General features: G+C 63.0%; 21 protein-coding genes and 1 other RNA gene. 3 read left to right on the forward strand and 19 right to left on the reverse strand.

Annotation, left to right across the window (positions count from 1 at the left end):
• The 19 genes from V6M87_RS03885 to V6M87_RS03975 form a co-directional block, all read right to left on the reverse strand.
• Positions 1-966, reverse strand: a complete 966-nt coding sequence (locus tag V6M87_RS03885; RefSeq protein WP_332848426.1) for a D-alanine--D-alanine ligase — start codon at positions 964-966, stop codon at positions 1-3.
• Complete coding sequence (murC, locus tag V6M87_RS03890) at positions 966-2,360, reverse strand: UDP-N-acetylmuramate--L-alanine ligase (RefSeq protein ID WP_332848427.1); 1,395 nt, start codon at positions 2,358-2,360, stop codon at positions 966-968. Before murC ends, V6M87_RS03885 begins: the two co-directional genes overlap by 1 nt.
• Positions 2,357-3,445, reverse strand: a complete 1,089-nt coding sequence (murG, locus tag V6M87_RS03895) for an undecaprenyldiphospho-muramoylpentapeptide beta-N-acetylglucosaminyltransferase (protein WP_332848428.1) — start codon at positions 3,443-3,445, stop codon at positions 2,357-2,359. The genes murC and murG overlap by 4 nt, the downstream gene beginning before the upstream one ends.
• Positions 3,442-4,659 (reverse strand): putative lipid II flippase FtsW, encoded by a 1,218-nt coding sequence (gene ftsW / locus V6M87_RS03900; protein ID WP_332848429.1) that lies wholly within the window; start codon positions 4,657-4,659, stop codon positions 3,442-3,444. The genes murG and ftsW overlap by 4 nt, the downstream gene beginning before the upstream one ends.
• The gene (gene murD, locus V6M87_RS03905; RefSeq protein ID WP_332848430.1) at positions 4,659-6,158 is read right to left on the reverse strand and encodes a UDP-N-acetylmuramoyl-L-alanine--D-glutamate ligase; all 1,500 of its coding nucleotides are present in this window, start codon (positions 6,156-6,158) and stop codon (positions 4,659-4,661) included. The genes ftsW and murD overlap by 1 nt, the downstream gene beginning before the upstream one ends.
• Positions 6,158-7,327, reverse strand: a complete 1,170-nt coding sequence (gene mraY, locus V6M87_RS03910) for a phospho-N-acetylmuramoyl-pentapeptide-transferase (protein ID WP_332848431.1) — start codon at positions 7,325-7,327, stop codon at positions 6,158-6,160. Before mraY ends, murD begins: the two co-directional genes overlap by 1 nt.
• The gene (locus V6M87_RS03915) at positions 7,328-8,698 is read right to left on the reverse strand and encodes a UDP-N-acetylmuramoyl-tripeptide--D-alanyl-D-alanine ligase (RefSeq protein WP_332848432.1); all 1,371 of its coding nucleotides are present in this window, start codon (positions 8,696-8,698) and stop codon (positions 7,328-7,330) included.
• A complete protein-coding gene (locus tag V6M87_RS03920) occupies positions 8,698-10,188 on the reverse strand; it encodes a UDP-N-acetylmuramoyl-L-alanyl-D-glutamate--2,6-diaminopimelate ligase (protein WP_332848433.1) in 1,491 nt (496 codons plus the stop codon). Before V6M87_RS03920 ends, V6M87_RS03915 begins: the two co-directional genes overlap by 1 nt.
• On the reverse strand, positions 10,188-11,963 hold the full coding sequence (locus V6M87_RS03925; protein WP_332848434.1) for a peptidoglycan D,D-transpeptidase FtsI family protein: 1,776 nt from the start codon (positions 11,961-11,963) through the stop codon (positions 10,188-10,190). Before V6M87_RS03925 ends, V6M87_RS03920 begins: the two co-directional genes overlap by 1 nt.
• Positions 11,960-12,232: a cell division protein FtsL gene (ftsL, locus tag V6M87_RS03930; RefSeq protein ID WP_332848435.1), complete on the reverse strand. Its 273-nt coding sequence runs from the start codon at positions 12,230-12,232 to the stop codon at positions 11,960-11,962. Before ftsL ends, V6M87_RS03925 begins: the two co-directional genes overlap by 4 nt.
• Complete coding sequence (gene rsmH, locus V6M87_RS03935; RefSeq protein WP_332848637.1) at positions 12,229-13,170, reverse strand: 16S rRNA (cytosine(1402)-N(4))-methyltransferase RsmH; 942 nt, start codon at positions 13,168-13,170, stop codon at positions 12,229-12,231. The genes ftsL and rsmH overlap by 4 nt, the downstream gene beginning before the upstream one ends.
• A 24-nt stretch (positions 13,171-13,194) precedes the next feature.
• A complete protein-coding gene (gene mraZ, locus V6M87_RS03940) occupies positions 13,195-13,623 on the reverse strand; it encodes a division/cell wall cluster transcriptional repressor MraZ (RefSeq protein WP_332848436.1) in 429 nt (142 codons plus the stop codon).
• Between the two features lie 340 nt (positions 13,624-13,963).
• The gene (locus tag V6M87_RS03945) at positions 13,964-15,514 is read right to left on the reverse strand and encodes a Fic family protein (RefSeq protein ID WP_332848437.1); all 1,551 of its coding nucleotides are present in this window, start codon (positions 15,512-15,514) and stop codon (positions 13,964-13,966) included.
• Positions 15,515-15,759: 245 nt separating this feature from the next.
• Positions 15,760-16,104, reverse strand: an RNA gene (gene rnpB / locus V6M87_RS03950) — RNase P RNA component class A.
• Positions 16,105-16,156: 52 nt separating this feature from the next.
• On the reverse strand, positions 16,157-16,630 hold the full coding sequence (locus tag V6M87_RS03955) for an RES family NAD+ phosphorylase (protein WP_332848438.1): 474 nt from the start codon (positions 16,628-16,630) through the stop codon (positions 16,157-16,159).
• Positions 16,627-17,253, reverse strand: a complete 627-nt coding sequence (locus V6M87_RS03960) for an antitoxin Xre/MbcA/ParS toxin-binding domain-containing protein (protein ID WP_332848439.1) — start codon at positions 17,251-17,253, stop codon at positions 16,627-16,629. The genes V6M87_RS03955 and V6M87_RS03960 overlap by 4 nt, the downstream gene beginning before the upstream one ends.
• Positions 17,254-17,653: 400 nt before the next feature.
• Positions 17,654-18,343 (reverse strand): DUF799 domain-containing protein, encoded by a 690-nt coding sequence (locus V6M87_RS03965; protein ID WP_332848440.1) that lies wholly within the window; start codon positions 18,341-18,343, stop codon positions 17,654-17,656.
• Positions 18,340-18,738 carry a DUF4810 domain-containing protein gene (locus V6M87_RS03970; protein WP_332848441.1) on the reverse strand — a complete coding sequence of 133 codons (399 nt, stop codon included), beginning with the start codon at positions 18,736-18,738 and terminating at the stop codon, positions 18,340-18,342. Before V6M87_RS03970 ends, V6M87_RS03965 begins: the two co-directional genes overlap by 4 nt.
• Positions 18,696-19,388, reverse strand: a complete 693-nt coding sequence (locus tag V6M87_RS03975; protein WP_442920549.1) for a CsgG/HfaB family protein — start codon at positions 19,386-19,388, stop codon at positions 18,696-18,698. The genes V6M87_RS03970 and V6M87_RS03975 overlap by 43 nt, the downstream gene beginning before the upstream one ends.
• Positions 19,389-19,661: 273 nt before the next feature.
• Between V6M87_RS03975 and V6M87_RS03980 the strand changes: the two genes are divergently transcribed.
• The 3 genes from V6M87_RS03980 to ftsY all read left to right on the forward strand — a co-directional run bounded on the left by V6M87_RS03980 (position 19,662) and on the right by ftsY (position 23,785).
• Positions 19,662-21,365 carry a thiamine pyrophosphate-binding protein gene (locus V6M87_RS03980; RefSeq protein ID WP_332848442.1) on the forward strand — a complete coding sequence of 568 codons (1,704 nt, stop codon included), beginning with the start codon at positions 19,662-19,664 and terminating at the stop codon, positions 21,363-21,365.
• A 99-nt stretch (positions 21,366-21,464) separates the two neighbouring features.
• Positions 21,465-22,397 (forward strand): MerR family transcriptional regulator, encoded by a 933-nt coding sequence (locus tag V6M87_RS03985; protein ID WP_332848443.1) that lies wholly within the window; start codon positions 21,465-21,467, stop codon positions 22,395-22,397.
• Positions 22,398-22,498: 101 nt separating this feature from the next.
• Positions 22,499-23,785: a signal recognition particle-docking protein FtsY gene (gene ftsY / locus V6M87_RS03990; RefSeq protein ID WP_332848444.1), complete on the forward strand. Its 1,287-nt coding sequence runs from the start codon at positions 22,499-22,501 to the stop codon at positions 23,783-23,785.
• The last annotated feature ends 3 nt before the right edge of the window (positions 23,786-23,788 follow it).

Here is a 23,788-nt window from a genome sequence, read left to right on the forward strand (position 1 = left end):
TTATGCCTGTGCCTTTACCGGTTTGCTCATCTTCAGGCGCGCCGAACGCAGGATTTCGATGCACAGATCCGGATAGTCGATGCCGACCGCGCGCGCCGCCATCGGCACCAGCGAGTGGCCCGTCATGCCGGGCGAGGTGTTCACTTCGAGCAGGAACGGGCGGTTGTCGGCGGCGCGCACCAGTACGTCGACCCGGCCCCAGCCCTCGCAACCGAGCGCGTTGTAGGCATCGACGGCGATGTGCGCCATCTCGGCCGCCAGCGCATCGTCCAGCACCGCCGGGCAAAAGTACTTGGTATCGTCCGTAAAATACTTGTTCTGGTAATCGTAATTGCCGGCCGGCGCGACGATTTCCACGATCGGCAGCGCGCGCGCGCTCTTGCCGCGGCCCAGCACGGCGACCGTGAATTCGCGGCCCGTGATGAACTGCTCGGCCAGCACCGCCTCGTCGAAGCCGTGTGCCAGGTCGTAGGCGGCCTGCAAGGCGCCGGCCTGTTCAACCTTGGTGATGCCGATGGTCGAGCCTTCGAGCGGCGGCTTGACGATCAGCGGCAGGCCGAGGTCGGCCAGCACCTGTTCGAGGTCCGAGTCCGGCGTCAGGGTCGCGTATTTCGGTGTCGGCAAGCCGTGCATCAGCCAGATCAGCTTGGTGGTGATCTTGTCCATGCCCACCGCGCTGGCCATCACGCCGCTGCCGGTGTAGGGAATGCCGAGCTGCTCGAGCGCGCCCTGCAGGCTGCCGTCTTCGCCAAAACGGCCGTGCAAAGCGATGAACACGCGGTCGAATTTTTCATCGGCCAGTTCGGCCAGCGAACGCAGCGCCGGGTCGAACGCGTGCGCGTCGATGCCGCGGCTGCGCAGGGCAGCGAGCACGCCGGTGCCGGACATGATCGACACTTCGCGCTCGGCGGAGCGCCCGCCCATCAATACGCCGACCTTGCCAAAGTTTTCCATTGTGTCAGTCATCACGCGGCCTTTACGAAATTGGTCAGTTGGTGCGGCACGCCGCTGATCGAGCCTGCGCCCATGGTCAGCACGACGTCGCCGTCGCGCACCACGCGCATGATGGTGTCGGCCATATCACCGATCGCCTCGACAAAAATCGGCTCGACTTTGCCGAGCGCGCGCAGCGCATGCGCCAGCGCGCGGCCGTCGGCGGCGACGATCGGCGCTTCGCCGGCGGCGTACACATCGGCCAGCACCAGCACGTCCGGATTGCCCAGCACTTTTACGAAATCTTCGAACAGATCGCGCGTGCGGGTGAACCTGTGTGGCTGGAAGGCCAGCACCAGGCGGCGGCCAGGATAGGCGCCGCGGGCAGCTTTCAGGGTCACTTCGGTCTCGACCGGGTGGTGACCGAAGTCATCGACCAGCGTGAACGACCCGCCGCCAGGAATGGCGACATCGCCGTAGCGTGTAAACCGACGGCCGACGCCGGTGAACTGCTCCAGGCCCTGTTGCGTGGCGCTGTCGTCAATCCCGATTTCGCGGGCGATCGCAATCGCCGAGCAGGCATTGAGCACGTTGTGCATACCTGGTTGATTGAGCACGAAATCGGTGTCTGGATAACCTTCCTGGGCAACCGTGAAATGCATCTGCAGGCCGATGGCGCGCGCATTGTAGGCGCGTACCTGGGCAGATTCGGAAAACCCGTAGGTGGTAATTGGTTTCGTCACTTGCGGCAGGATCGCGCGCACGTGGGGGTCGTCGATGCACAGCATCACGCGGCCGTAGAACGGCAGGCGGTGGGTAAAATTGACGAACGCCGATTTCAGTTTTTCGAAATCGTGTTCGTAGGTTTCCATGTGGTCGGCGTCGATGTTGGTGATCACTTCGATCATCGGCGCGAGGTTCAGGAACGACGCGTCCGACTCATCCGCTTCGGCCACAATGTATTCGCCGGTGCCCAGTTTGGCGTTGGCGCCGGCGCTGGTCAAACGACCGCCGATGACAAACGTCGGATCGAGCCCGCCCTGCGCCAGCACCGACGCGACCAGGCTGGTGGTGGTGGTCTTGCCGTGGGTGCCGGCAATCGCGATGCCGCGTTTTAAGCGCATCAACTCGCCCAGCATGATCGCGCGCGGCACGATCGGCACGGCGCGTGCGCGCGCGGCGACCACTTCCGGATTCGATTCATTCACGGCGGTCGACGTCACCACGACGTCGGCATCGGCCACGTTGTCGGCCGCGTGGCCCAGGTGCACGCAGGCGCCGAGCATGGCCAGGCGCTGGGTCGCGGCATTGCTGCCGAGGTCAGAGCCGGATACCTGGTAGCCTAGGTTGAGCAGCACTTCGGCGATGCCGCTCATGCCGCTGCCGCCAATGCCGACAAAGTGAATGTTTTTGATCTTGTGTTTCATCGTGCTGTGCTCTTTACTGCGAGTTGTTCAAGGATGTCGGCAATCGCATCGTTTGCATTGCGCTTGCCGACCCGTTGCGCCGCTTCGGCCATGGCCAGGCACTGCGCACGTGGCGTCGATTGCAGCAGTTGTGCCAGGCTGCCCGGCGTCAGGTCGCTCTGCGCCAGGTGGATCGCTGCCTGCTGGCTGGCCATCCACTTCGCATTGTCGCGTTGATGGCTGGTGGTTGTCGCCACGAATGGCACAAGCACGCTGGCGACGCCGGCCGCGGTCAGTTCCGAGACAGTAATCGCACCGGCGCGGCAGATCACCAGATCTGCCTGCGCGTAGGCAGCGGCCATGTCGTCGATGAAGTCGACCACGGTCGCTTCGACGCCGGCCTTGGCGTACGCCGCGCGCAGGGCGTCGATATTCTTCTTGCCCGACTGGTGCGTCACCTGCGGACGCACGGGCGCATCGATCAGGGACAGCGCCACCGGCACTGCGGCATTGAGCGCCTGCGCGCCCAGGCTGCCGCCAACGACCAGAATGCGCAAAGGTCCGCTACGATTGGCGAAGCGCTCGCTTGGTGCCACCATGGCCAGGATCTCGGCGCGCACCGGATTGCCGGTGACAACCGCCTTGCTGGCCGCGCGGCCGAAATCGGCCGGGAAGCCGAACAGCACGCGCTGGGCCAGCGGCGCCAGGGTTTTGTTCGACAGCAGCAGCGCCGCATCGGCGTTCACCAGCGCCAGCGGCACGCCGCGCAGGCGCGCCATGATCCCGCCCGGCACGGTGACGTAGCCGCCCATGCCCAGCACCACATCCGGCTGGCGTTTCGCGAGAAAGCTGCGGCAAGCGGCAAAGCTGGCCAGCAGCTTGAAGCCGCCCAGCACAGTGTGTTTCAGGCCCTTGCCGCGCATGCCGGTGAAGTTGATGGCGTCGAGCGCAATGCCGTGCTTCGGCACGATGTCCTGCTCCATGCCGTGTGCGGTACCGAGCCAGCTCACTTCCCAGCCGCGCGCGCGCATGGTCTGCGCGATGGCGATGCCGGGGAAGATATGTCCGCCGGTGCCGGCTGCCATGATCATCAATCGTTTGGTCATACGCGCCCTCCGCGCATGTGCACACGGTTTTCGTAATCGACGCGCAGCAGAATGGCGAGACCGACGCAGTTGAACAGCACGCCGGAGCCGCCGTAGCTCATCAACGGCAAGGTCAGGCCCTTGGTCGGCAGCAGGCCCAGGTTCACGCCCATATTAATGAAGGTTTGCACGCCGATCCAGATGCCGATGCCTTTGGCGGTCAGCCCCGCGAAGGTCTGGTCGAGGGCGATGGCCTGGCGGCCGATGTCGAAGGCGCGTTTGACCAACCAGTAGAACATGGCGATCACCACCAGCACACCGGCCAGGCCCAGCTCTTCGCCGATCACGGCCATCAGGAAGTCGGTGTGCGCTTCGGGCAGGTAGTGCAGTTTTTCGACGCTGGCGCCCAGGCCCACGCCAAAGAACTCGCCGCGCCCGAATGCGATCAGCGAGTGCGTCAGCTGATAGGCCTTGTCGAGCGAGTTCCCGGCTTGCCACGGGTCGAGGTAAGCGAACATGCGCGCGCGCCGGAACGGCGACAGGGCAATGATGGTGGTGAACACGATCACCAGCACGGCGCCGATACCGCCGAACCAGATCATATTAAAACCGCCCAGGAACAGGATGCCCATGGCGATGCAGACGATCACGCCGAATGCGCCCAGATCCGGCTCAAGCAGCAGCAGCATGCCGACAATCGCCATCGCCGCGGCCATCGGCATGAAGCCCTTGGTCAGCTTGTGCATGTACTGCTGCTTGCGCACCGTGAAGTCGGCCGCGTACAGCACCGCCACGATCTTCATGATTTCGGACGGCTGCAACTGCGCGATTTTCAATGGCAGCCAGCGCCGCGCACCGTTCACCGAGACACCAATGCCCGGCACCAGCACCAGCGCCAGCAGCACCAGCGTGGCGACGAACAGCAGCGGCGCGAAGCGCTGCCAGGTGGCGATCGGGATGCGGAACACGATGCTGCACAGGACGATCGACACGATGATGAACATGGCTTGCCGCACCAGGAAGTAGCTGCTCTTGTTGGCCAGATAAGCGAATTTCGGCGCGTCCGGCAGCGCGATCGAGGCCGAATACACCATCACCAGCCCGCCCAGCATCAGCAGCAGCACCACCCACACCAGCGGCTGGTCGTACTCCATCATTTTCGACGGCTGCGAGCGCGCGGCAATTGCCGCGTCGGCACTGGAGCCGGCAAACTTGAACGGGAACTGGAAGGCCATCAGATGTCCTGGCCTTTCTCGAGCGCGATTTCACGCACGGCATCGACGAACACCTGGGCGCGATGCGCGTAGTTGGTGAACATGTCGAGACTGGCGCAGGCCGGCGACAGCAGCACGGCGTCGCCCGCTTTGGCCAGACCACCGGCGCGGCGCGTGGCTTCCTCTAACGTGTCGATATCGAACACCGGCACGCCCGACGGCGCGATGGCTGCGCGCAGTGCGGGCGCATCGCGGCCGATCAGCAGCACCGCGCGTACATAGCGCGAGCATGGTTCGGCCAGCGGCATGAAATCCTGCCCCTTGCCGTCGCCGCCGGCCACCAGCACGATCTGTTGATCGCCTGTGAAAGCTTTGCCGAGGCCCTGCAGGGCGGCCACGGTGGCGCCGACATTGGTGCCCTTGCTGTCGTCATAAAAGTCGACGCCGTCGATCGAGGCGACCAGTTCCACCCGATGCGGCTCGCCGCCGTATTCGCGCAGGCCGTGCAGCAGCGGCGCCAGCGGCAGGCCAATGGCGCGGCACAGCGCCAGCGCGGCCAGCGCGTTGGCGGCATTGTGCAGACCGCGGATCCGCAGCGCATCGGCCGGCATCAGACGCGAGAGGACCGATTCGATTTCTTCAGCCGGCTCGTTCTTCTTGCGCTTTTTCTCCGGTTCTTCGCCGGCCACCGACGTAGCGAGCCACAGCACGCCGCGTTCGTTGACGAGGCCAAAGCTGCCGGCGTCTTTCGGGGCGTCGGTGCCGAAGGTGACGACGTCACCTGCGGCCATTTTCATGACCAGCGCATCGTCGCGGTTCAGGATGCGCACCGTGCCGGCGCCGAAGATGCGCGCCTTGTCGTTGCCATACGCGGCCATGTCGCCGTGCCAGTCGAGGTGATCCTGGGTCAGGTTCAGCACCGTGGCCGCATCGGCTTGCAGGCTGAAGGTCGTGTGCAACTGGAAGCTGGACAGCTCGAGGACCCAGGCTTGCGGCAATTCGTCACCGTCGAGCGCCGAATCGAGGCAAACCCGCAGGACATCCAGCGCGGCCGGGCTGATGTTGCCGGCCACGCGCGTGCTCAAGCCCGCGCGCTCGCACAACAGGCCGGTCAATTTGGTGACGGTGGTCTTGCCGTTGGTGCCGGTGATGGCGATGACTTTCGGCGCGTAATCCCGTTCGGCTTTCAAGGCCGCCAGCGCCTGGGCGAACAGTTCGATTTCACCCCAGACCGGGATGTTCGCTGCGCCTGCGGCGGGCGTGATAACGGCTAGTTCGCGCGCCGGCGCCAGGCCCGGGCTGACGCTGACGAAATCGACGCCCTCGAGCAGACTGGCCGTGAATTCACCGCCGACAAATTCCGCATCGGGCAAGGCCGACATCAGGGCGACCAGGCGCTGCGGCGTCTCGCGCGTATCGGCCACGCGCACGCGCGCGCCGGCACGGGCGAGCCAGAGCGCCATCGCCAGCCCCGATTCACCGAGGCCCAACACCAGAGCGAGTTTACCCGAGTAATTCATTAGCGCAGCTTCAACGTAGACAAGCCAATCAGCACGAGCACCATCGTCACGATCCAGAAGCGCACCACGACCTTGGTTTCTTTCCAGCCCTTTTGTTCGAAGTGGTGGTGCAGCGGCGCCATCAGGAACACGCGCCGCCCGGTACCGAAGCGCTTCTTCGTATACTTGAACCAGCTGACCTGGATGATCACCGACAGCGTTTCGGCCACGAACACGCCGCCCATGATGAACAGGACGATTTCCTGGCGCACGATGACGGCAACCGTGCCGAGTGCGCCGCCCAGCGCCAGCGCGCCGACGTCGCCCATGAACATTTCGGCGGGGTGGGCGTTGAACCACAGGAAGGCCAGGCCCGCGCCGGCCATGGCGCCGCAGAAGATCAGCAGTTCACCGGCACCCTCGATGTGCGGAATGAACAGGTAACGCGAGTACGTGACGCTACCGGTGAGATAGGCGAACAGGCCCAGCGCCGCGCCCACCATCACGGTCGGCATGATGGCCAGGCCGTCGAGGCCGTCCGTAAAATTGACCGCGTTCGAGGAACCCACGATCACACAATAGGTCAGCGCGATGAAGCCCCACACGCCGAGCGGGTAGCTGAAGGTTTTCACGAACGGCACGATCAGGTCGGCCTTCGGCGGCAGGCTCATTGAGAAGCCCGATTGCACCCACGCGAAGAACAGTTGGGCCACTTTCCACGGCGTCGGTGCCGACACCGAGAACGCCAGATACAGTGCGGCGGCCAAGCCGATCAGCGACATCCAGAAGTATTTTTCGGCCGAGCGCATGCCTTCCGGATCCTGGTAGACCACCTTGCGGTAATCGTCGGCCCAGCCAACAGCGCCGAAACCGATCGTTACCACCAGAACCGGCCAGACCAGCCGGTTGGACAGGTCGCACCACAGCAGCGTGGACAGGGTAATGGCGATCAGGATCAGCACCCCGCCCATGGTCGGGGTGCCGTGTTTTTTCAGGTGCGTCTGCGGGCCGTCGGTACGCACCGCCTGGCCGACTTTCATGGCGGTGAGCTTGCGGATCACGGCCGGACCGAAACCCAGGCCAATGGCAATGGCTGTGATGGTGGCCGACACCGCCCGGAAGGTGATGAAGTTAAAAATGCGCAGAAAACCGAAGTCCTGCTGGAAGTATTGTGCGAGCCAGAGCAGCATTTAGTGGGCATCCTTGCCAGTTGTGTGTAAGCCAAGCAGGTGTTGGACCACGCGTTCCATTTTCATGAAACGCGAACCCTTCACCAACACAGTTGCGTCAGATTTGCTGCCCAGTTTTAAATCCAGTGCTGCTAATAATTCGTCGAACTGCTCGAAATGGTGTGCGCCCGACGCCGTCAAATGCCGCGCGAGCTCCCCCGTCGCGTACACGTGGTCGATGCCGCGTGCCTGCGCGTAGGCGCCGATTTCCGCGTGATATTGCGGTCCCTGCGTGCCAACTTCGCCCATGTCACCCAGCACCAGGATGCGCGGCGCTGGCGCATTGGCCAGAACGTCGATGGCGGCGCGGACCGAGTCCGGGTTGGCGTTGTAGCTGTCGTCGATGACCACCGCGCCGTTGACGGCCTGCTTTTTCTGCAGGCGCCCGCCGACTGGTTGAAATGCTTCCAGGCCGCGCACGATGGTGTCGATGTCGATGCCGGCCGCCAGCGTGCAGGCGATCGCCGCGAGCGCGTTGCGCACATTGTGCTCGCCGGCAGCGGCCAGTTTGATCGTCACGTGGTGGCCGTGCAGGCCGGCCACGTCGACCTGCATGTCGCTGCCAAAATCGTTGGCAAGGTAGACGCAGCTGACGTCGCACTCGTCCGGTTTTAACCCGAAGGTCATCACCGGGCATGCGGCCAGCTTGTGCCACAGCGGCGTGTATTCGTCGTCGCCCGGGAAGATCGCCACGCCATGCGGCGGCAGCGCCTGCAACACGGCGCCGTTTTCAATTGCCACCGCTTCCACGGTGTGCATGAATTCCTGGTGCTCGCGCTGGGCGTTGTTGACCATGCCGATGGTCGGCGCCGCAATCGCGGCCAGGCGGGCGATTTCGCCCGGATGGTTCATGCCCAGCTCGATGACGGCGGCGCGATGCGCGTCGGTCATGCGGAACAGGGTGAGTGGCACGCCGATTTCATTATTCAGGTTGCCGCGCGTGGCCAGGCGCTGCTCCTCGCCGAACGCTGCGGCCAGGATCGACGCGATCATTTCCTTGACCGTCGTCTTGCCATTGCTGCCCGTGACGCCGATCACCGGCACCGCGAACTGGCTGCGCCACTGGTGGGCGATGGCGCCCAGCGCCTTGAGCGAGTCCGGCACCAGCAGCGCCGGCAAAGTAAAGCCTTCAGGCAGGCGTTCGGCGACGACGGCGACATCTTGCAGATTGCCGAGGAAATCGTGCGCGTCGAAGGTTTCGCCGCGCAGGGCGACGAACAGCGAACCGGGTGCCAGCTTGCGGCTGTCGGTCGAGACGCCTTCAAACGCCGCATCATTCACAATGCGTGCGCCGGGGATGGCTTGCGCCAGTTGCGAGAGCGAGCCGCGCATCAATTCGTCCTCATCATGGTCAAGCGTGCGGACAGCGCCAGGTTGGCGTGTTCGACATCGGAAAATGCCATCTTGCGGCCCTTGATTTCCTGGTAAGGCTCATGGCCCTTCCCGGCCAGCAGGATCACGTCAAGCTTGCCGGCATGTTTGACGGCCGACAGGATGGCGGCCGCGCGGTCTTCGATGGCCTGGAACGGCAACGCTGTGTCCATGCCCGCCGTGACCTGGGCGATGATGGCCGCAGGGTCTTCACTGCGCGGATTGTCGCTGGTGACGATGACCTGGTCGGCGCTCTGGGCGATTCTCCCCATTTGCGGGCGCTTGCCCGGATCGCGGTCGCCGCCGCAACCGAACACGCACCACAGGCGGCCGTGGCGCTCGTCGGCCACCTGGCGCAGCGCGGCGATGGTTTTTTCCAGTGCGTCGGGCGTGTGGGCGTAATCGATGACGACCATCGGCGCATCCTGGCCGCCCACCTGCTGCATGCGTCCCGGGGCCGGCGTCAAGGCTTCGATGGCGTCCAGCGCAGCGCGCAAGGCCACGCCTTTGGCCAGCAGGGCGCCCAGTACAGCCAGCGCATTGCTGATATTGAAACGGCCGACCAGCTGGGTCTTGGCGGTGCCGGCGCCGAAGGGCGACGCCAGGTGGAATTCCGTGCCGGCGTGGCGGCTACGCAGGTTCGACGCGCGCAGGATGGCCACGCCGTCGATGTCCGGCTGCGCCTCTGCATCGCGCAAGGTGTAGCCGGTCACCGCAACGCCGGCCGGAATCTGGCCGAGCAGGCGCAGGCCGGCTTCGTCGTCAAGGTTGACGACGGCAGTCTTCAGGCCCGGCCACGTGAACAGCTTGACCTTGGCCGCTTCGTAGCTGGCCATGTCGCCGTGATAGTCGAGGTGGTCGCGCGTCAGATTAGTAAACAGCGCGACGTCGAAATGCATGCCATCGGTGCGGCCCTGCTCCAGCCCGATCGACGACACTTCGATGGCCAGCGCCAAAGCGCCGGCGTCGCGCACTGCCGCCAGTTTTTCGGCCAGCAGCACGGCGTCGGGCGTGGTGTAGCCGGTGACGTCATAGGTCGGTTCGGCGCGGCCTTTGAACAGGCCCACTCCCAGTGTGCCGATCACGGCAGCGGGGGTACCCAGGCGCGCGAAGGCCTGGCCGAGCCAAACCGCGCACGATGTTTTGCCGTTGGTGCCGGTGACGCCGACGCTGAACATGGCCGCATCGGGCATGGCGTTGCACGCGTGCGCGATGGGGCCGGCCTGGCGTTTCAGGTCGGCCACGACCAGGTGCGGCACGCTCAAGGCTGCATCCCACGCGCCACCGGCGTCGTCATACACCACGGCGGCGGCGCCCTGCGCCACGGCCGCCTGAATGAAACGGTGACCGTCGGCATAGGCGAAGAACACATCGCCCGGCTGCACACGGCGCGAGTCCGACACCAGGCGGCCGGTTGGCGCAATCGAACGAATCCACTGGACGGCGTTCATCAATTCGTCTCCTCGACCAAGTCTTCCGGCAGGATGATATCGGTAATCGTGGAATCGGGCGGGATGTTTTCGGCGCGCAGCGCGTTGGCTGCCAGCGCGGCGAAAGTCGGCGCGGCCACACCGCCACCGGTGTGAATGGCGCCGGTCGGGTCGTCGATCATCACGGCGATAACGAAGCGAGGATTCGACATCGGCGCAATGCCGGCGAACGAGCCGACGTACTGGGTCTGCGAATAGCGACCGTTGATGACCTTTTGTGCGGTGCCGGTCTTGCCACCGACGCGGTAACCGGGAATTTGCGCCTGGCGCGCGGTGCCGCCCGGCAGGACGACGGATTCGAGCATGGCGCGCATCTGCTTGGCCGTGGTCGGCGAGATGATCTGCTGGCCAACCGGCTGATGATTCACCTTCTGGAACGACAGGGGAATCATGTCGCCGTCGCGCGCGAAAATCATGTAGGAACGGGCCAGTTGCAGCAGCGAGACCGAAATACCCTGGCCGAACGACATATTGGCCTGCTCCACCGGACGCCACGATTTGTACGGGCGCACGCGGCCGGCCACGGCGCCTGGAAAGCCAAAGCGCGGTGCCTGCCCGAAACCGAGCTTGGTGAACATGTTCCACATTTCTTCGGCCGGCATGCCCAGTGCAATCTTCGAGACGCCGATATTCGACGACTTCTGGATGATTGTCGATACATCGATCACGCCGTTATGGTGCGTATCGCGGATCGGCTTGTCGCCGACCATCATGCGACCATTGCCGGTGTCGATCATGGTGGTCGGTTTCACGCGGCCGGTGTCGAGCGCCAGCGCCACGGTGAACGGCTTCAGGGTGGAACCCGGCTCGAAGGTATCGGTGATGACGCGGTTGCGCAGCTGCTCGCCGGTGAGTTTCGAGCGGTCGTTCGGGTCGTAGGTCGGCCAGTTGGCCAGCGCCAGCACTTCGCCGGTGTGCACGTCCAGCACCACCGCAGCGCCGGCCTTGGCGTGGAATTTCTCGACTGCGTTCTTGACGCTGGTGAACGCGATGTATTGCAGCTTGCTGTCGACCGACAGGGTGATGTCGCGGCCATCATGCGGCTCGCGCGACAGACCGACGTCTTCGACGATGTGGCCGAGACGGTCCTTGATCACGCGGCGGCTGCCGACGGCGCCGACCAGCGCTTTTTGCTGCGCCAGTTCGATGCTCTCCTGGCCCACGTCTTCGACGCTGGTAAAGCCGACCAGGTGGGTCATGACTTCGCCCTGCGGATAGAAGCGCTTGTACTCCTTGCGCGTGTCGATGCCGTCGATTTTCAGCTTTTCGATCTCGGCAATCGTATCCATCTCGACCTGGCGCTTGAGGTAGACAAAGGTGCGGTCCGAATCGAGTTTTTTGCGCAGGTCCACTTCGGGCATCTCGAGCAGCTTCGCCAGCGCCGTGATCTTCGCTGGCGGCGAGGCCAGCACATCATCGGGAATCGCCCACACGGCTTTCACCGGCAGCGACGAAGCGAGCACCTGGCCGTTGCGGTCCATGATCTTGCCGCGCGTGGCGGGCAATTCGAGCGTGCGCTCATAACGGCTCTTGCCCTGCTGCTGCAGGAACTGGGTACTCATGCCCTGCAGCCACACGGCGCGCAGGCCAAGTGCGGCAAAAGCCGCGAACAGGACCACCAGCACCAGGCGCGAACGCCAGTTGGGCAGGCGCACGGCCAGCACCGGGCTTTTCGAAAAGGCGACGCCTTTCGAGGCGGCCACGCGCGCATTGGTCTGATGGGTGCCGCGCTTCATTTGGCCCCTTCGGTCAGGTACTGGGTGCGCGCAGGCGTGAGCGGCGTCATGTCCAGGTCGGTGCGCGCGATCTGTTCGATGCGTTCGTTCTTGCCGAGGGTCGACTGGTCCAGTTGCAGCTGCGACCAGTCGATGTCGAGCTGGCGGGCCTGAGCCTGATAGCGTTCGAGTTCAATGAACAAATGGCGCGCCTGATAGCGCGCGTTGACGAGCGAGAGCGCGCTGATCACCAGCAAGGCGGTCAGGATGATGGTCAACTTGCCGGTCATGCGCGGGGCTCCAGACGCTCGGCGACGCGCAGCACGGCCGAGCGCGAGCGCGGGTTCGCATCGACTTCTTCAGCCGAAGGTTTGATCTTTGCGATCAGTTTCATCAAAGGCTGCGGCAAATCGACCGCGCGGATCGGCAGGCGCCGGTCGGGCTGCGGGAGGTTCACTTTCGACGCCATGAACTGCTTGACCATGCGGTCTTCCAGCGAATGAAAACTGATCACCGACAGGCGCGCGCCGGGGGCCAGCATCGCGTAGGCTGCGCTCAGTCCTGCCTCAAGGTCTTCAAGCTCTTTATTGATGAAAATCCGGATAGCCTGAAAGGTACGGGTGGCCGGATCCTTGCCCTTTTCCCGAGTCTTGACCGCGCCTGCCACGATTGCGGCAAGCTGTCGTGTGCCTGAAATTGGTTCGATTGCCCGGCTAGCAACAACCGCCTTTGCAATCTGAAAAGCAAACCGTTCTTCCCCATAATCCCGTATCACCTTTTCCAATGTTTGTTCGGGCACGGTCGCCAGCCACGCGGCTGCCGATACACCCCGGGTGGTGTCCATCCGCATGTCGAGCGGACCGTCATTGCGGAAACTGAAACCGCGCGTCGCGTCGTCCACCTGCGGTGAGGAGATGCCCAGATCGAGCAGGATGCCGTCCACTTGCGTGATGCCATGTTCGGCGAGCGACTCGCGCATGGTGGCGAACGAGTCGTGGACAATTGCAAAGCGGTCGTCGTTGATCTGCGCCGCAGTAGCAATGGCCTGGGTGTCCTTATCAAAGCCGATCAGCCGGCCCTTGCTGGACAAACGGGAAAGAATCAGGCGGCTGTGGCCACCGCGCCCGAAGGTGCCATCTATATAGATACCGTCGGCGCGCGCGCCGGTAATGTCGAGCGCATCGACTGCTTCATCGAGCAGCACGGTGCGATGCTGGTAGTCAGACATCGTGGTCAAGGTCGTCACGTTGCCTCAGAAAGAAAAATTGGAAAGAACATCCGGCATGCCGCCGGCAATGGCTTGCTGCTCGCTGGCAGCGAGGCGGGTGGCATCCCAGATCTCGAAGTGGGTGCCCATACCGAGCATCATCACTTCACGCTCCAGCCCCACCGCAGCGCGCAGTTCAGGCGAAATCAGGACGCGCCCGGCGCCGTCCATGTCGACATCGCAGGCGTTACCGAGATAAATACGTTGCCACGCACGGGCCGCGATCGGCCATGCGACAATCTTCTCGCGCTGGGTTTCCCACACGGCGCGGGGGAAGAACAGCAGGCAACCGGCGGGGTCGCGGGTCAGTGTCAGGCGTCCTTCGCATTCGATTCCGAGGGCGTCACGGTGCTTGGCGGGGATCGACATCCTGCCTTTCGCATCGAGATTGAGTGCTGACGCGCCTTGAAACACGGGTTTTGACCTGACCTGGAATAGTTAATTGTAGGAGCTTTAACGGGGGAACAACCGATTTCATCCCACATTTCGACACTTTTTCACACTGTTTCCCACTTTAGATGAGTCCATCTGGCGGGTCAAGGGAATTCATGCATGGCAAAATCGAAATTTTCTAATGAAGTCAATGACTTAGCGCTCTTCGTTGAAGCTGGGTCAAGTTAAAATCCCGCGCAAAGTCAGGCACTTAGCGTTGACAGTGAAAGTGCAGTCTCAGCTATTCAAGCCGCATGCGTACTTTCTGCGTGACAATAAATACAATGGATGGGTCGTTTGGCCGCAACGGGCCGGGGATTTGTTACGGAAAGTCAGTTTTTATGGACTGAGAGGTCGCCATGCCGGCGAGCGCCTCGAATGCTTCTTGATAAGCCAACTCGATGCGGGCCAATTCATCGTCGCTGATTTCCCTGAACAGCGCGCGCCTGGCTTTGGCAAGCGCGCCCTTATTTTGGTACAGCAGCTTGATGATCAGGTCGAGCCGCGCATTCGGCATGTCGACGATGTCGCGGATCGACACTTTGACCAGGTCGTAAGCACGGATGAACAAGATCTCTGAAACAAGTTCAGTGCTGATGGTTTGTTCCACCGCGTGCAGCAGATAGGCCACCTGCGCCGTCAGGTCGGGGTAGCGCCAGCTTCCTTCCGCTTGATCCGGGTTCGTCACCGTCAACTGCTCGTCGTCATCCATGGCGATCCGGACCACGGCGCGCAGCGGCCTGGAAAACGCTTCGAGGGCACGGTCGTAGTCTTGCGGATGATGCAGCATCCAGGCCGATACCGGCAATACCATGCCATCCGGGACCACCCCGTCGCGACCGAGTACATCGTGGATCAGGTAACGGTGGATGCGGCCATTGCCATCTTCAAACGGGTGGATGAACACCAGGCCAAACGCTATCAATGCGGCGCGTACGACAGGGTGCACGCCCTGGGTTTTGCTGGCACAGTCGAACAGTCCGGCCATCAGGTCGGCGACCATGGCACCCGGCGGGCAGACGTAATGCACGATGGGGGACCTGCCGGGCATCGATTCGCCGACATAGTTCTGCCAGTCGCGGTAGCCGTGCTGCGCATAACGCGGCTCCACGATGAGGTTCTGCAAACCGCTCAGCCACGGTTCCGACAGCACGTCACCTAGTGCGGCCTTGCCGGCATCGCGCAGTGCGCGCACAAAACGCTGCTCCCGATCCGGCGTCGGCGTTTCACGCTCGATGTCGTACGAAGACCTGGTTTCCTTGAAATACAGGTAATCGACTGCGCGCTGAAACAATGCCGGCTCCACCGTGGCCTTGAAGGCTTGCAGGCGCGATCCGAAATCGGCATCGAGCAACGCTGCCACTGCGGGCACCTTGCGCACCATCGGACAAAACCGCGCGGTCCCGAGCAGGTTGTCATTGATATGCCAGCGCACGCTTTTTGCCGGTCGCACGGCCACCACGTACCTGCCAGGATCGAGCAGGTCCACATAGGGGCCGCCGATCGCCACGGGCAGGTCGAGTTGCACGCCCATCAGAAATTCAAACAAGTAACCGAGCTGGCGCGCGTACTTGCCATTCGGCTGGAGGGCGACGTATTGCACCATGCGCCCTGCGCCAAGTTTGCCGAAGGTCTGGCGCAGGATATCCAGGTTGAGGTCATCGTACTTGAGCGCGAAAACGAGATGATCGAAAACGTCCTCACCCGGCCAGTAATTGGGCTGAAACACTTTCAGCACTACCCCGGGCTGTGCCGTATCGAGGCGGGCGCGGGCGCCGATCGACGACGCGTGCGATAGTGGCATCGTGGCGAGCGAGCAGGTTTTGACAAGCCACGCATACCCAACCGGCCGATCGTTCGATTCCGCCTTCATGTCTGCACCAAAACGTTTAGAAGAGACCTAGTCTTGCATGAAAACGTGTGCGAGGGACTGGAAACATGCAATATTCTAGAAGATTGCATGAAAACGTTTAATTTGGATCGAATGTGCCGGTACCGTCATTCCGTGATCCGCGCGGGCGGACCACTGCCCGAACAGGCCGCTGGAGATGACTTTTGCATGCGCCGGCTATGCAGCTGACGGCAAGCAGCGTATGCCCGCTGCCTGTGTGAATATAAGTGTGAAGCAGGCCGATAGGCCGGATTTTGTTACGGCAGTGTCTCGCAACACCGCTATGACAGCCATTCCTCTAGGCGCAAAATTACTCCTGCGCTCAAGCTCCCTACCCGCACGCTCCGCGAGCCGCCTCAACGCGTGCCTATTTGGGATTGCTCCAGGTGGAGGTTACCGCGTTTCACCGTAACTAAATACGCTCGTCTCTGTGGCCCTATTCCTCGCCTTGTACACCAGCTTGCGCCGGTGCTTTCGGCGGACGGCCGTTAACCGTCACCCTGCTCTATGGAGTCCGGACCTTCCTCCCGCCGACGCATTACACGCCAGCCAGCGACTGTCTGGCCTGCTTCACCCGAACATTGTAACCGCTATAGTGCGTTTTAGCACCAAACCCGGCCAGACTTAGACGCGATGGTCGTAGACGAATTGCCGAACGCGTCCGGTCGTGATCAAGGCCGCGTCGGAATGGGCCGGATTGATCAACACATTGTCTTCCTCGTTGATGATTACCGACGGCACCACCAGCAGTGCTGAAGCACCGCCCGCCAACCAGGCTGAGCCAATCGAACGAGAGATCATGCCTTCGGGAACGACATTCCAGCCGACCGGCAAAGGACGGGGCGTCACCACGCGCGCCGCCCACAGCGCGTCCGGCACGTCGATGCGCACCAGAATACGGTTCCACGGCAGCAGCATCCCTTTTGCGAAGTGGGCGCGGGTTTCCCAGGCCGCCAGAGAAATCGATGTCGCAGCGTAGGTCACGTGCTCGCCGGCGTGGTTCCAGCGCGACCCGCCGCTGGCGGCTCCCTTGCCGGCCATGTCTTCGGCTGTGTAGCTGGTGGTGTCCGAGGCGATGCGCCACAGGCTGACCGTCATGCTGCCAGCCCGCCGCGCATACGCTCCAGTACTTGCTCAACCGCGCGCTGGCCTTCGGGATTGCGTAACATGTCGGCCGGCGTTTTGTTCCCCAGTTCAGGCAGCGTTTCATGGACCCAGCGCGCAAACCAACCTTCCAGATCAAATGTTTTCATCTGCTCCGGGTCACCGCTCTCGTCCAGCATCCTGCGCAAGGTGGCCAGCAGGCGCAAGTAGGCCATGATGCGATGCCCGGCAACGTCAGGCAACGGCCTGTTGGCCGCTTCGTTGCGCACAAAGGTCGTCTGCGACACACCAGCCAAGCCCATGATCACGGAAGCCGGTTCGCCGGTGGCCTTGGCAATCAGCTTGACGACGTCGGTTGGCACCCCGGCTTCCACCGCGTCGTACAGCTGAACGCCGGGCGCCTCGCGCACCCGCTCCACCAGCGCCCTCAGCTGAAACAGCGCGGTTTTTCCAACACTTCCGGCCGGCCCGATTTGTTTGGCCCACAGAATATGCATCTTGCGTGCAGCGGGTTGCGTACGCTCCACGACGCCCTTTTCTGCCGGCCGACTCCGGAGCGGCACATTCATTTCACTCGTTGTGGCCATGCTGAAACCCATTTGGTTAGATTGCGACATCCAAATGGTATTCCATAATACGGCAAGGCTCAATATTTAATCGCGGTGGAGCCTCCTCGCGGGCATCAGGCGTCCTGGCGGCTCGTGCACACTGCAAGGAGATGTTCATGTGCGTCCCCGCAAGCCCGCTCCAGGCAGACAGCGCCCCGCTGATCTGGACGGCATGCCTGATCCTGATCGGCGTCACTTCGCGTTGACCACAAGAGCTAGGCTGCTTCGTGCCCACTCGCTCTGTCAGGCGACCGCTCTTATCCGATTCTTGTCATCGGCTCGCAGTTGCGCTTCGCTGGGCGCACTGTGGTCATCTCGCGGCGGGACCTGCACCCGCAAGAGTGCGTCCATGCTGGCCGCACACGAAAAACGGCGCCCGCAGGCGCCGCTTATCGAATCCAGCCGACCATCAGTCTTTCTGATAGTTTGCTGAACGCGGGCCGTACAGCATGCCGTTGAACGCAGGTGCGCCGAGGAGGCGCTGATTGGCAACGCCTGCATAGTTAAATCCGGCATCGGCCGTGGTGTTGACGATCTGATTGACCACTGCTGTCACAAGCATGGCAGCGAGCCCCCCACCACCACTGCTTTGCTCGGCCGACGACGCACTGGCCGTACCGGTCCACAAGGTCGCGCCGGAGCGCAGATCGACCAGTTTTGCCTCAACGACCACCGTCGTTTCGCTGCTGATGACCATATAGGTCGTTCCGTAGCGCTTCACATGCATGTACAGCGCAGCATCCGCGCCGAAGATCTCGCGCAGCTTCGTCACTGGCAGCGCGTGAATATCTTCCGGTTGGGTCATGCCGTTCTGCCTGAAGGTTTCCGCAACCGTACTGACAGGAAGCACGTAGTAGCCCGCTTCGGCCAGTGGATAGACTGTCGATGTCATCACGCTCATCGTCGCCTTGACCTCCGGTGTTTCATTTACGGGCGGCAGAACCACGATCGATGTCGGGCGGCTTTGCTTGAACGCCGTGTAATCAAAAGGCACTTTGGGCGCTGCGCAGGCCGTCAACAACACGATGACAGGCACCATCACTGCCAGCCGTATACGGCCGCTGGCTTCCCGCGTTGCCATCCAGGATTTCAAGCTCATGATTTTTTCTCGCTCATTTGTTTCAGCAGAAAATCCATATACTGCGTCGATTCAGGGAAGGCCATTTTTTCGGCCTCAAAATCTTTCTTCGCCTCGTCATACTGGCCGAGCTGAATCTCCAGCATGGCAACGTGGGCACGGAATCCTGGCGGAAGCGGGCGCGCCGCTGCACGTGCGGCATCGGCCTGCTTCGACATACGTTGCAGCTGTTCGCCCGGATTGGCCGTATCGCCCTTCATGTAGTCATACACATTGCGCTGGTAATCGGGCCAGTGGTACATCTGCGGCGGCGCCGTCGCGCATCCCGCCAGGGCCAGGGCGGCGATCAATACCAGGCGTGAACCAGCGGACGTCATGGCGCACCTCGTTGACCGGTCGGCGATGGCGGCGTCCACTGTCCGCCGTCCAGACCCTTCACCAGGTTGTTGACCGCCTCGCGCATGGCAAGGTCGAGTACCTTGCCATTGAGCGTCGCGTCATAACCGGCGGTGCCGCCGAAACCAACGATTTCGCGGTTCGACAATTCGAACTCCCCAGCGCCGCGGGCGGAATACACCACCTCGGAGGTCAGGCTGTTCACAATATTGAGGGTGATCTTGGCGTAAGCGATTTGCGATTTGCCCCGACCCAGCAAGCCAAACAACTGATGATCGCCCACGTCCTTGCGGCCGAACTCGGAAATATCGCCGGTCACCAGGTAATCTGCGCCACGAATTGATTGCGCTTTTGCCTTGAACTGTGCTTCCTGCTGACCTTCCTGCAAATTGTCCCGGTCGAGCACATTGAAACGCTGGGACTGTTGCAAGTGCGCGATCAGTGTCGACTTGGCCTGACCACCGAGACGATCGATGCCATCGGTGAAAATGCCGCGCATGAAGGTCGACCGGTTTTCGAATTTACCTACCGCCACCAGCGTTTTGGCCCCGCGATATGGTGTTGCTGCGGACTCGACTTTTGCCACTTCCAGTGAACGCGATGTTTCAGTTGCACAGCCGGCGAGTGCAATGGCGCCGAGAACGATCAAACCTGTTTTAAACATGTGCATCTTCTAAATCCTCGTGAAATTTCTAGTTTTTAACTGGCGCCAACAATCAAGCAGCCAGTTGCATAGGCGCAACGCGGCTCAATATATTGCATTGTTGAAAAAATTGAAATATAAAGCATGTGACTTCCTGTACATTTACCAGATCGTCAATCTCTTACAACAACCGATATAAACGCATTGACGATTGTGAAAATCCATGTCGCCATTTCAAAAGCGGCGCTCGCAACGCTCACATAGAATGCGTCGATCCCATCCATTAATGAGGCAGCCGCCATGACCCACCCCTCCCGCACCGGCGGCCAGATCCTGGTCGACGCCCTCAAGGTTCACGGCGTCGACATCGCCTTCGGTGTGCCAGGCGAGAGTTATCTCGATGTACTCGATGCGCTGCACGAGTCGAGCATCCGCTTCATCGTCAACCGCCAGGAAGGCGGCGCCGCGTTCATGGCCGAGGCTTACGGCAAGCTCACCGGCCAGCCCGGCATCTGTTTTGTCACGCGCGGGCCGGGCGCCACCAATGCGTCGATCGGCGTGCACACGGCGTTCCAGGATTCGACCCCGATGATCCTGTTCATCGGCCAGGTGGGCGGCGATTTTATCGACCGCGAAGCATTCCAGGAAATCGATTACCGCCGCATGTTCGGGCAGATGGCCAAGTGGGTGGCGCAGGTCGACCGCGCCGAACGCCTGCCGGAATACATCGCGCGTGCCTTCCAGGTCGCCACCAGCGGCCGCCCCGGCCCGGTGGTGCTGGCCCTGCCGGAAGACATGCTCACCAGCGTCGCCCAGGTGGCCGACGCGCGCCGCTATCAGGCGGTGCAGGCGGCGCCCGCGGCGGCGCAGATCGCCAGCTTGCGCAACATGCTGGCGCAGGCGAAAAAACCGTTCGTGATCGTCGGCGGCGGCGCCTGGAATGCGCAAGCCTGCCGCGACCTGGCCACGTTTGCCACGGCCAACGCACTGCCGGTCGGCTGCGCCTTCCGCTTCCAGGATTTGCTCGACAACGCGCATCCGCATTACGCCGGCGACGTCGGCATCGGCATCAATCCGGCACTGGCGGCGCGCATCCGCGACGCCGACCTGGTGATCGCCATCGGACCGCGCCTGGGCGAAATGACCACCAGCGGCTATACGCTGTTCGACGCGCCGGTGCCGCGCCAGCGCCTGGTCCACATCCACGCCGACGCCGAGGAACTGGGCAGCGTGTACCAGGCCGACCTGATGATCAACAGCGGGCCCGCACAGGCACTGGCGATGCTGGCGGCCATGACCCCGGTCGACGCCGGCGCGTGGCTTGGGTCGGTCGCGCAGGCGAAGGCCGAACTGGCCACGTTCCAGCAACGCCCGCCGATTTTCGCGGACGGCGCGGCCCCGCTCGACCTGTGGCAACTGGTGCAGGAACTGATGACGCAGGCGCCGCATGACACCATCATCACGAATGGCGCCGGCAACTACGCCACCTGGGCGCACCGCTTCTATTCGTATGGCGGGATGCGCACCCAGCTCGCGCCCACCAGCGGCGCGATGGGCTATGGCGTGCCGGCCGGCGTGGCGGCAAAAATCGTCGACCCGGCGCGCACGGTGGTCACGTTTGCCGGCGACGGCGAATTCATGATGACAGGGCAGGAACTGGCCACCGCGGTCCAGTACCAGGCTGGCGTGATCATCATCGTCTTCAACAACGGCATGTTCGGCACCATCCGCATGCACCAGGAGCGCCATTATCCGGGCCGCGTCTCTGGCACCGGCCTGCACAACCCCGACTTCGCCGCCCTGGCGCAGGCGTATGGCGCGCATGGCGAAGTGGTCGAAACGACCGCCCAGTTCGGCCCGGCGCTGGCGCGCGCGCTGGCGCACACGCGCGCGCACGAGCTGCCGGCGGTGATCGAGTTGCGCTATGACGGCAACCTGATCACGCCGAACGCCACCCTGGACACCATCCGTAATAATGCAAAGAAAGCAAGTTCCGGGTCATAGTCTTGCACCATGATGAGGCACACGCCTACGTAACTGTTCCACGCTGGAGCGTACTTTGACTTAGAATGACTCGCTCTTATTTACAGTTAGTAGCGAACCATGTCCAACCCGGCGCAGAAACCAGCTTCCCACACCATCAGCGACGTCGAGCGGGACATTGGCGTTGCCAAGGAAACGCTGCGCGTGTGGGAGCGCCGCTATGGTTTTCCCCAGCCAGAGCGCGATTTCAACGACGAACGCACCTACCCGCTCGAGCAGGTTGAGCGACTCGCGCGCATCAAGCGCCTGATCGACCACGGGCATCGTCCCGGCAAGTTGATGGCCTTGTCCGACGCCGAACTGGCCGAACTGGGCGCCAAGGTGATCGCCCTGGCGCCGGCCGTCCTGTCCGACCCGGAACTGGCGGCCTGCATGGCACTGCTGCGCCGTCACCAGGGGTTTGCCCTGCGCGCCTACCTGTCGCAATCGCTGCTACGGCGTGGCCTGCGCGACTTCGTGGTGGGTCTGCTGGTCCCCCTGAGCGCGGCGGTGCGCCATGGCTGGGCCGACGGCAGCGTGACCACTTTTGAAGAACGCATCTTCGCCGAGACGCTCCAGCACGTGCTGCGCCCGGCCATCCTGGTCGCGTCGAGCCGCGACGACGAGCGCAGCACGCGCCCGCGCGTGCTGTTGACCACGGTGCCGCAGGAACGCAGCAGCGTTGGCTTGTTAATGAGCGAATCCTTGCTGGCCCTGGCCGGCGCGCACTGCATCTCGCTGGGCCCGCAAACCGCGCTGGCCGACATCGTCACGGCGGCGCAGGCGCTGCGCAGCGACATCGTGGCGCTGTCGTTTTCCAGCCGGGTGGCCACGCGCGTGGTTGCCGACAGCGTCGCGGAACTGCGCAACCGCTTCGACGGCAAGGTGGCCGTCTGGGCCAGCGGCAGCGGCGCCGTCCTGGCGCGCCGCCTGCTGGCCGACCACCACTTCATCGCCCTGGAAGATATCGGCACAGCCATCGCACGCTGGCACGGGACGCCGCGCCGCGACTGAGCGGCCCGGGTCCGGGCCTCTGGTAAAATACGCGCGACTATTTTCCACTTGCCCGGCGCCGCCCGGCAAGGCCATGCTGCACCCGCCCCGAATACTTATCCATGTTCAGTTTTTTCAAGAAGAAGCTCTTTGGGGGATCGACTCCTGATCCCGTCGAGCCTGCACCACCGGAAGCCATCGAACCCGCGCCGCTGGCGCCGCCCGCGCCGCCTCCTGCCCCGGTTGTAACGCCGCCGCCAGTCACGCCACCGGTCGACGCGCCGCAGCTTGTGCCAACCCCGGCACCGGTTGCGCCGGCGCCGTTCGTGCCAGCGCCGCCAGCCACCGTACCGGTACCACCAGCACCAGCGCCGGCCCCGGTCATTGCCCCCGCGCCGGCCGCCAAATCCTGGACCTCGTGGTTCGCCCCCGCTGCGCCCACGCCTGCCCCGCTGCAGGAAGTCGAGATCATCGCTGAAACTGCGGAGCGTCCCGTCTCCGAGGCCGACAAAAAGCAATCCTGGATGGCGCGCCTGAAATCGGGCCTGTCGAAGACGTCGAGCAGCCTGTCGCTGCTGTTCGTCGGCGCGAAAATCGACGAAGATCTGTACGAGGAGCTGGAAGCGGCGCTGTTGATGGCCGATGCCGGCATGCCTGCCACCGAATTCCTGCTCACCAACCTGCGCCGCAAGGTCAAGGAAGACAAGCTTCTCGACGCCGCCGCCGTCAAGGGCGCACTCAAAGTCCTGCTGCGCGATCTGTTGAAACCGCTGGAAAAGCCGCTCGAACTGGGCCGTCATCAACCGATGGTGATGATGATTGCCGGCGTGAATGGCGCCGGCAAGACCACCACCATTGGCAAGCTGGCCAAGCACATGCAGCGCTACCAGCAGTCGGTGCTGCTCGCGGCCGGCGACACCTTCCGCGCCGCCGCGCGCGAGCAGTTGATGGTCTGGGGCCAGCGCAATAACGTCAGCGTGATTTCGCAGGAATCGGGCGACCCGGCCGCGGTGGCCTTCGATGCGGTGCATGCGGGTAAAGCGCGCGCCATGGACGTGGTCATGATCGACACCGCCGGGCGCCTGCCGACCCAGTTGCACCTGATGGACGAGCTGAAAAAAATCAAGCGCGTGCTCACCAAAGCGATGGACGGCGCACCGCATGAAATCCTGCTGGTCATCGACGGCAACACCGGCCAGAACGCGCTGGCACAAGTGAAAGCCTTCGACGATGCGCTGCAACTGACCGGCCTGGTGATCACCAAGCTCGATGGAACCGCAAAAGGCGGCGTGCTGGCGGCGATCGCACGCACGCGCCCGATTCCCGTCTACTTCATCGGCGTCGGCGAAAAAGTCGACGACCTGCAACCCTTTAGCGCCGACGAATTCGTCGAAGCCCTGCTCGGATAACCC

It is taken from the genome of Massilia sp. S19_KUP03_FR1 (assembly GCF_036688685.1).
Classification (GTDB): Bacteria; Pseudomonadota; Gammaproteobacteria; order Burkholderiales; family Burkholderiaceae_D; genus JALYUM01.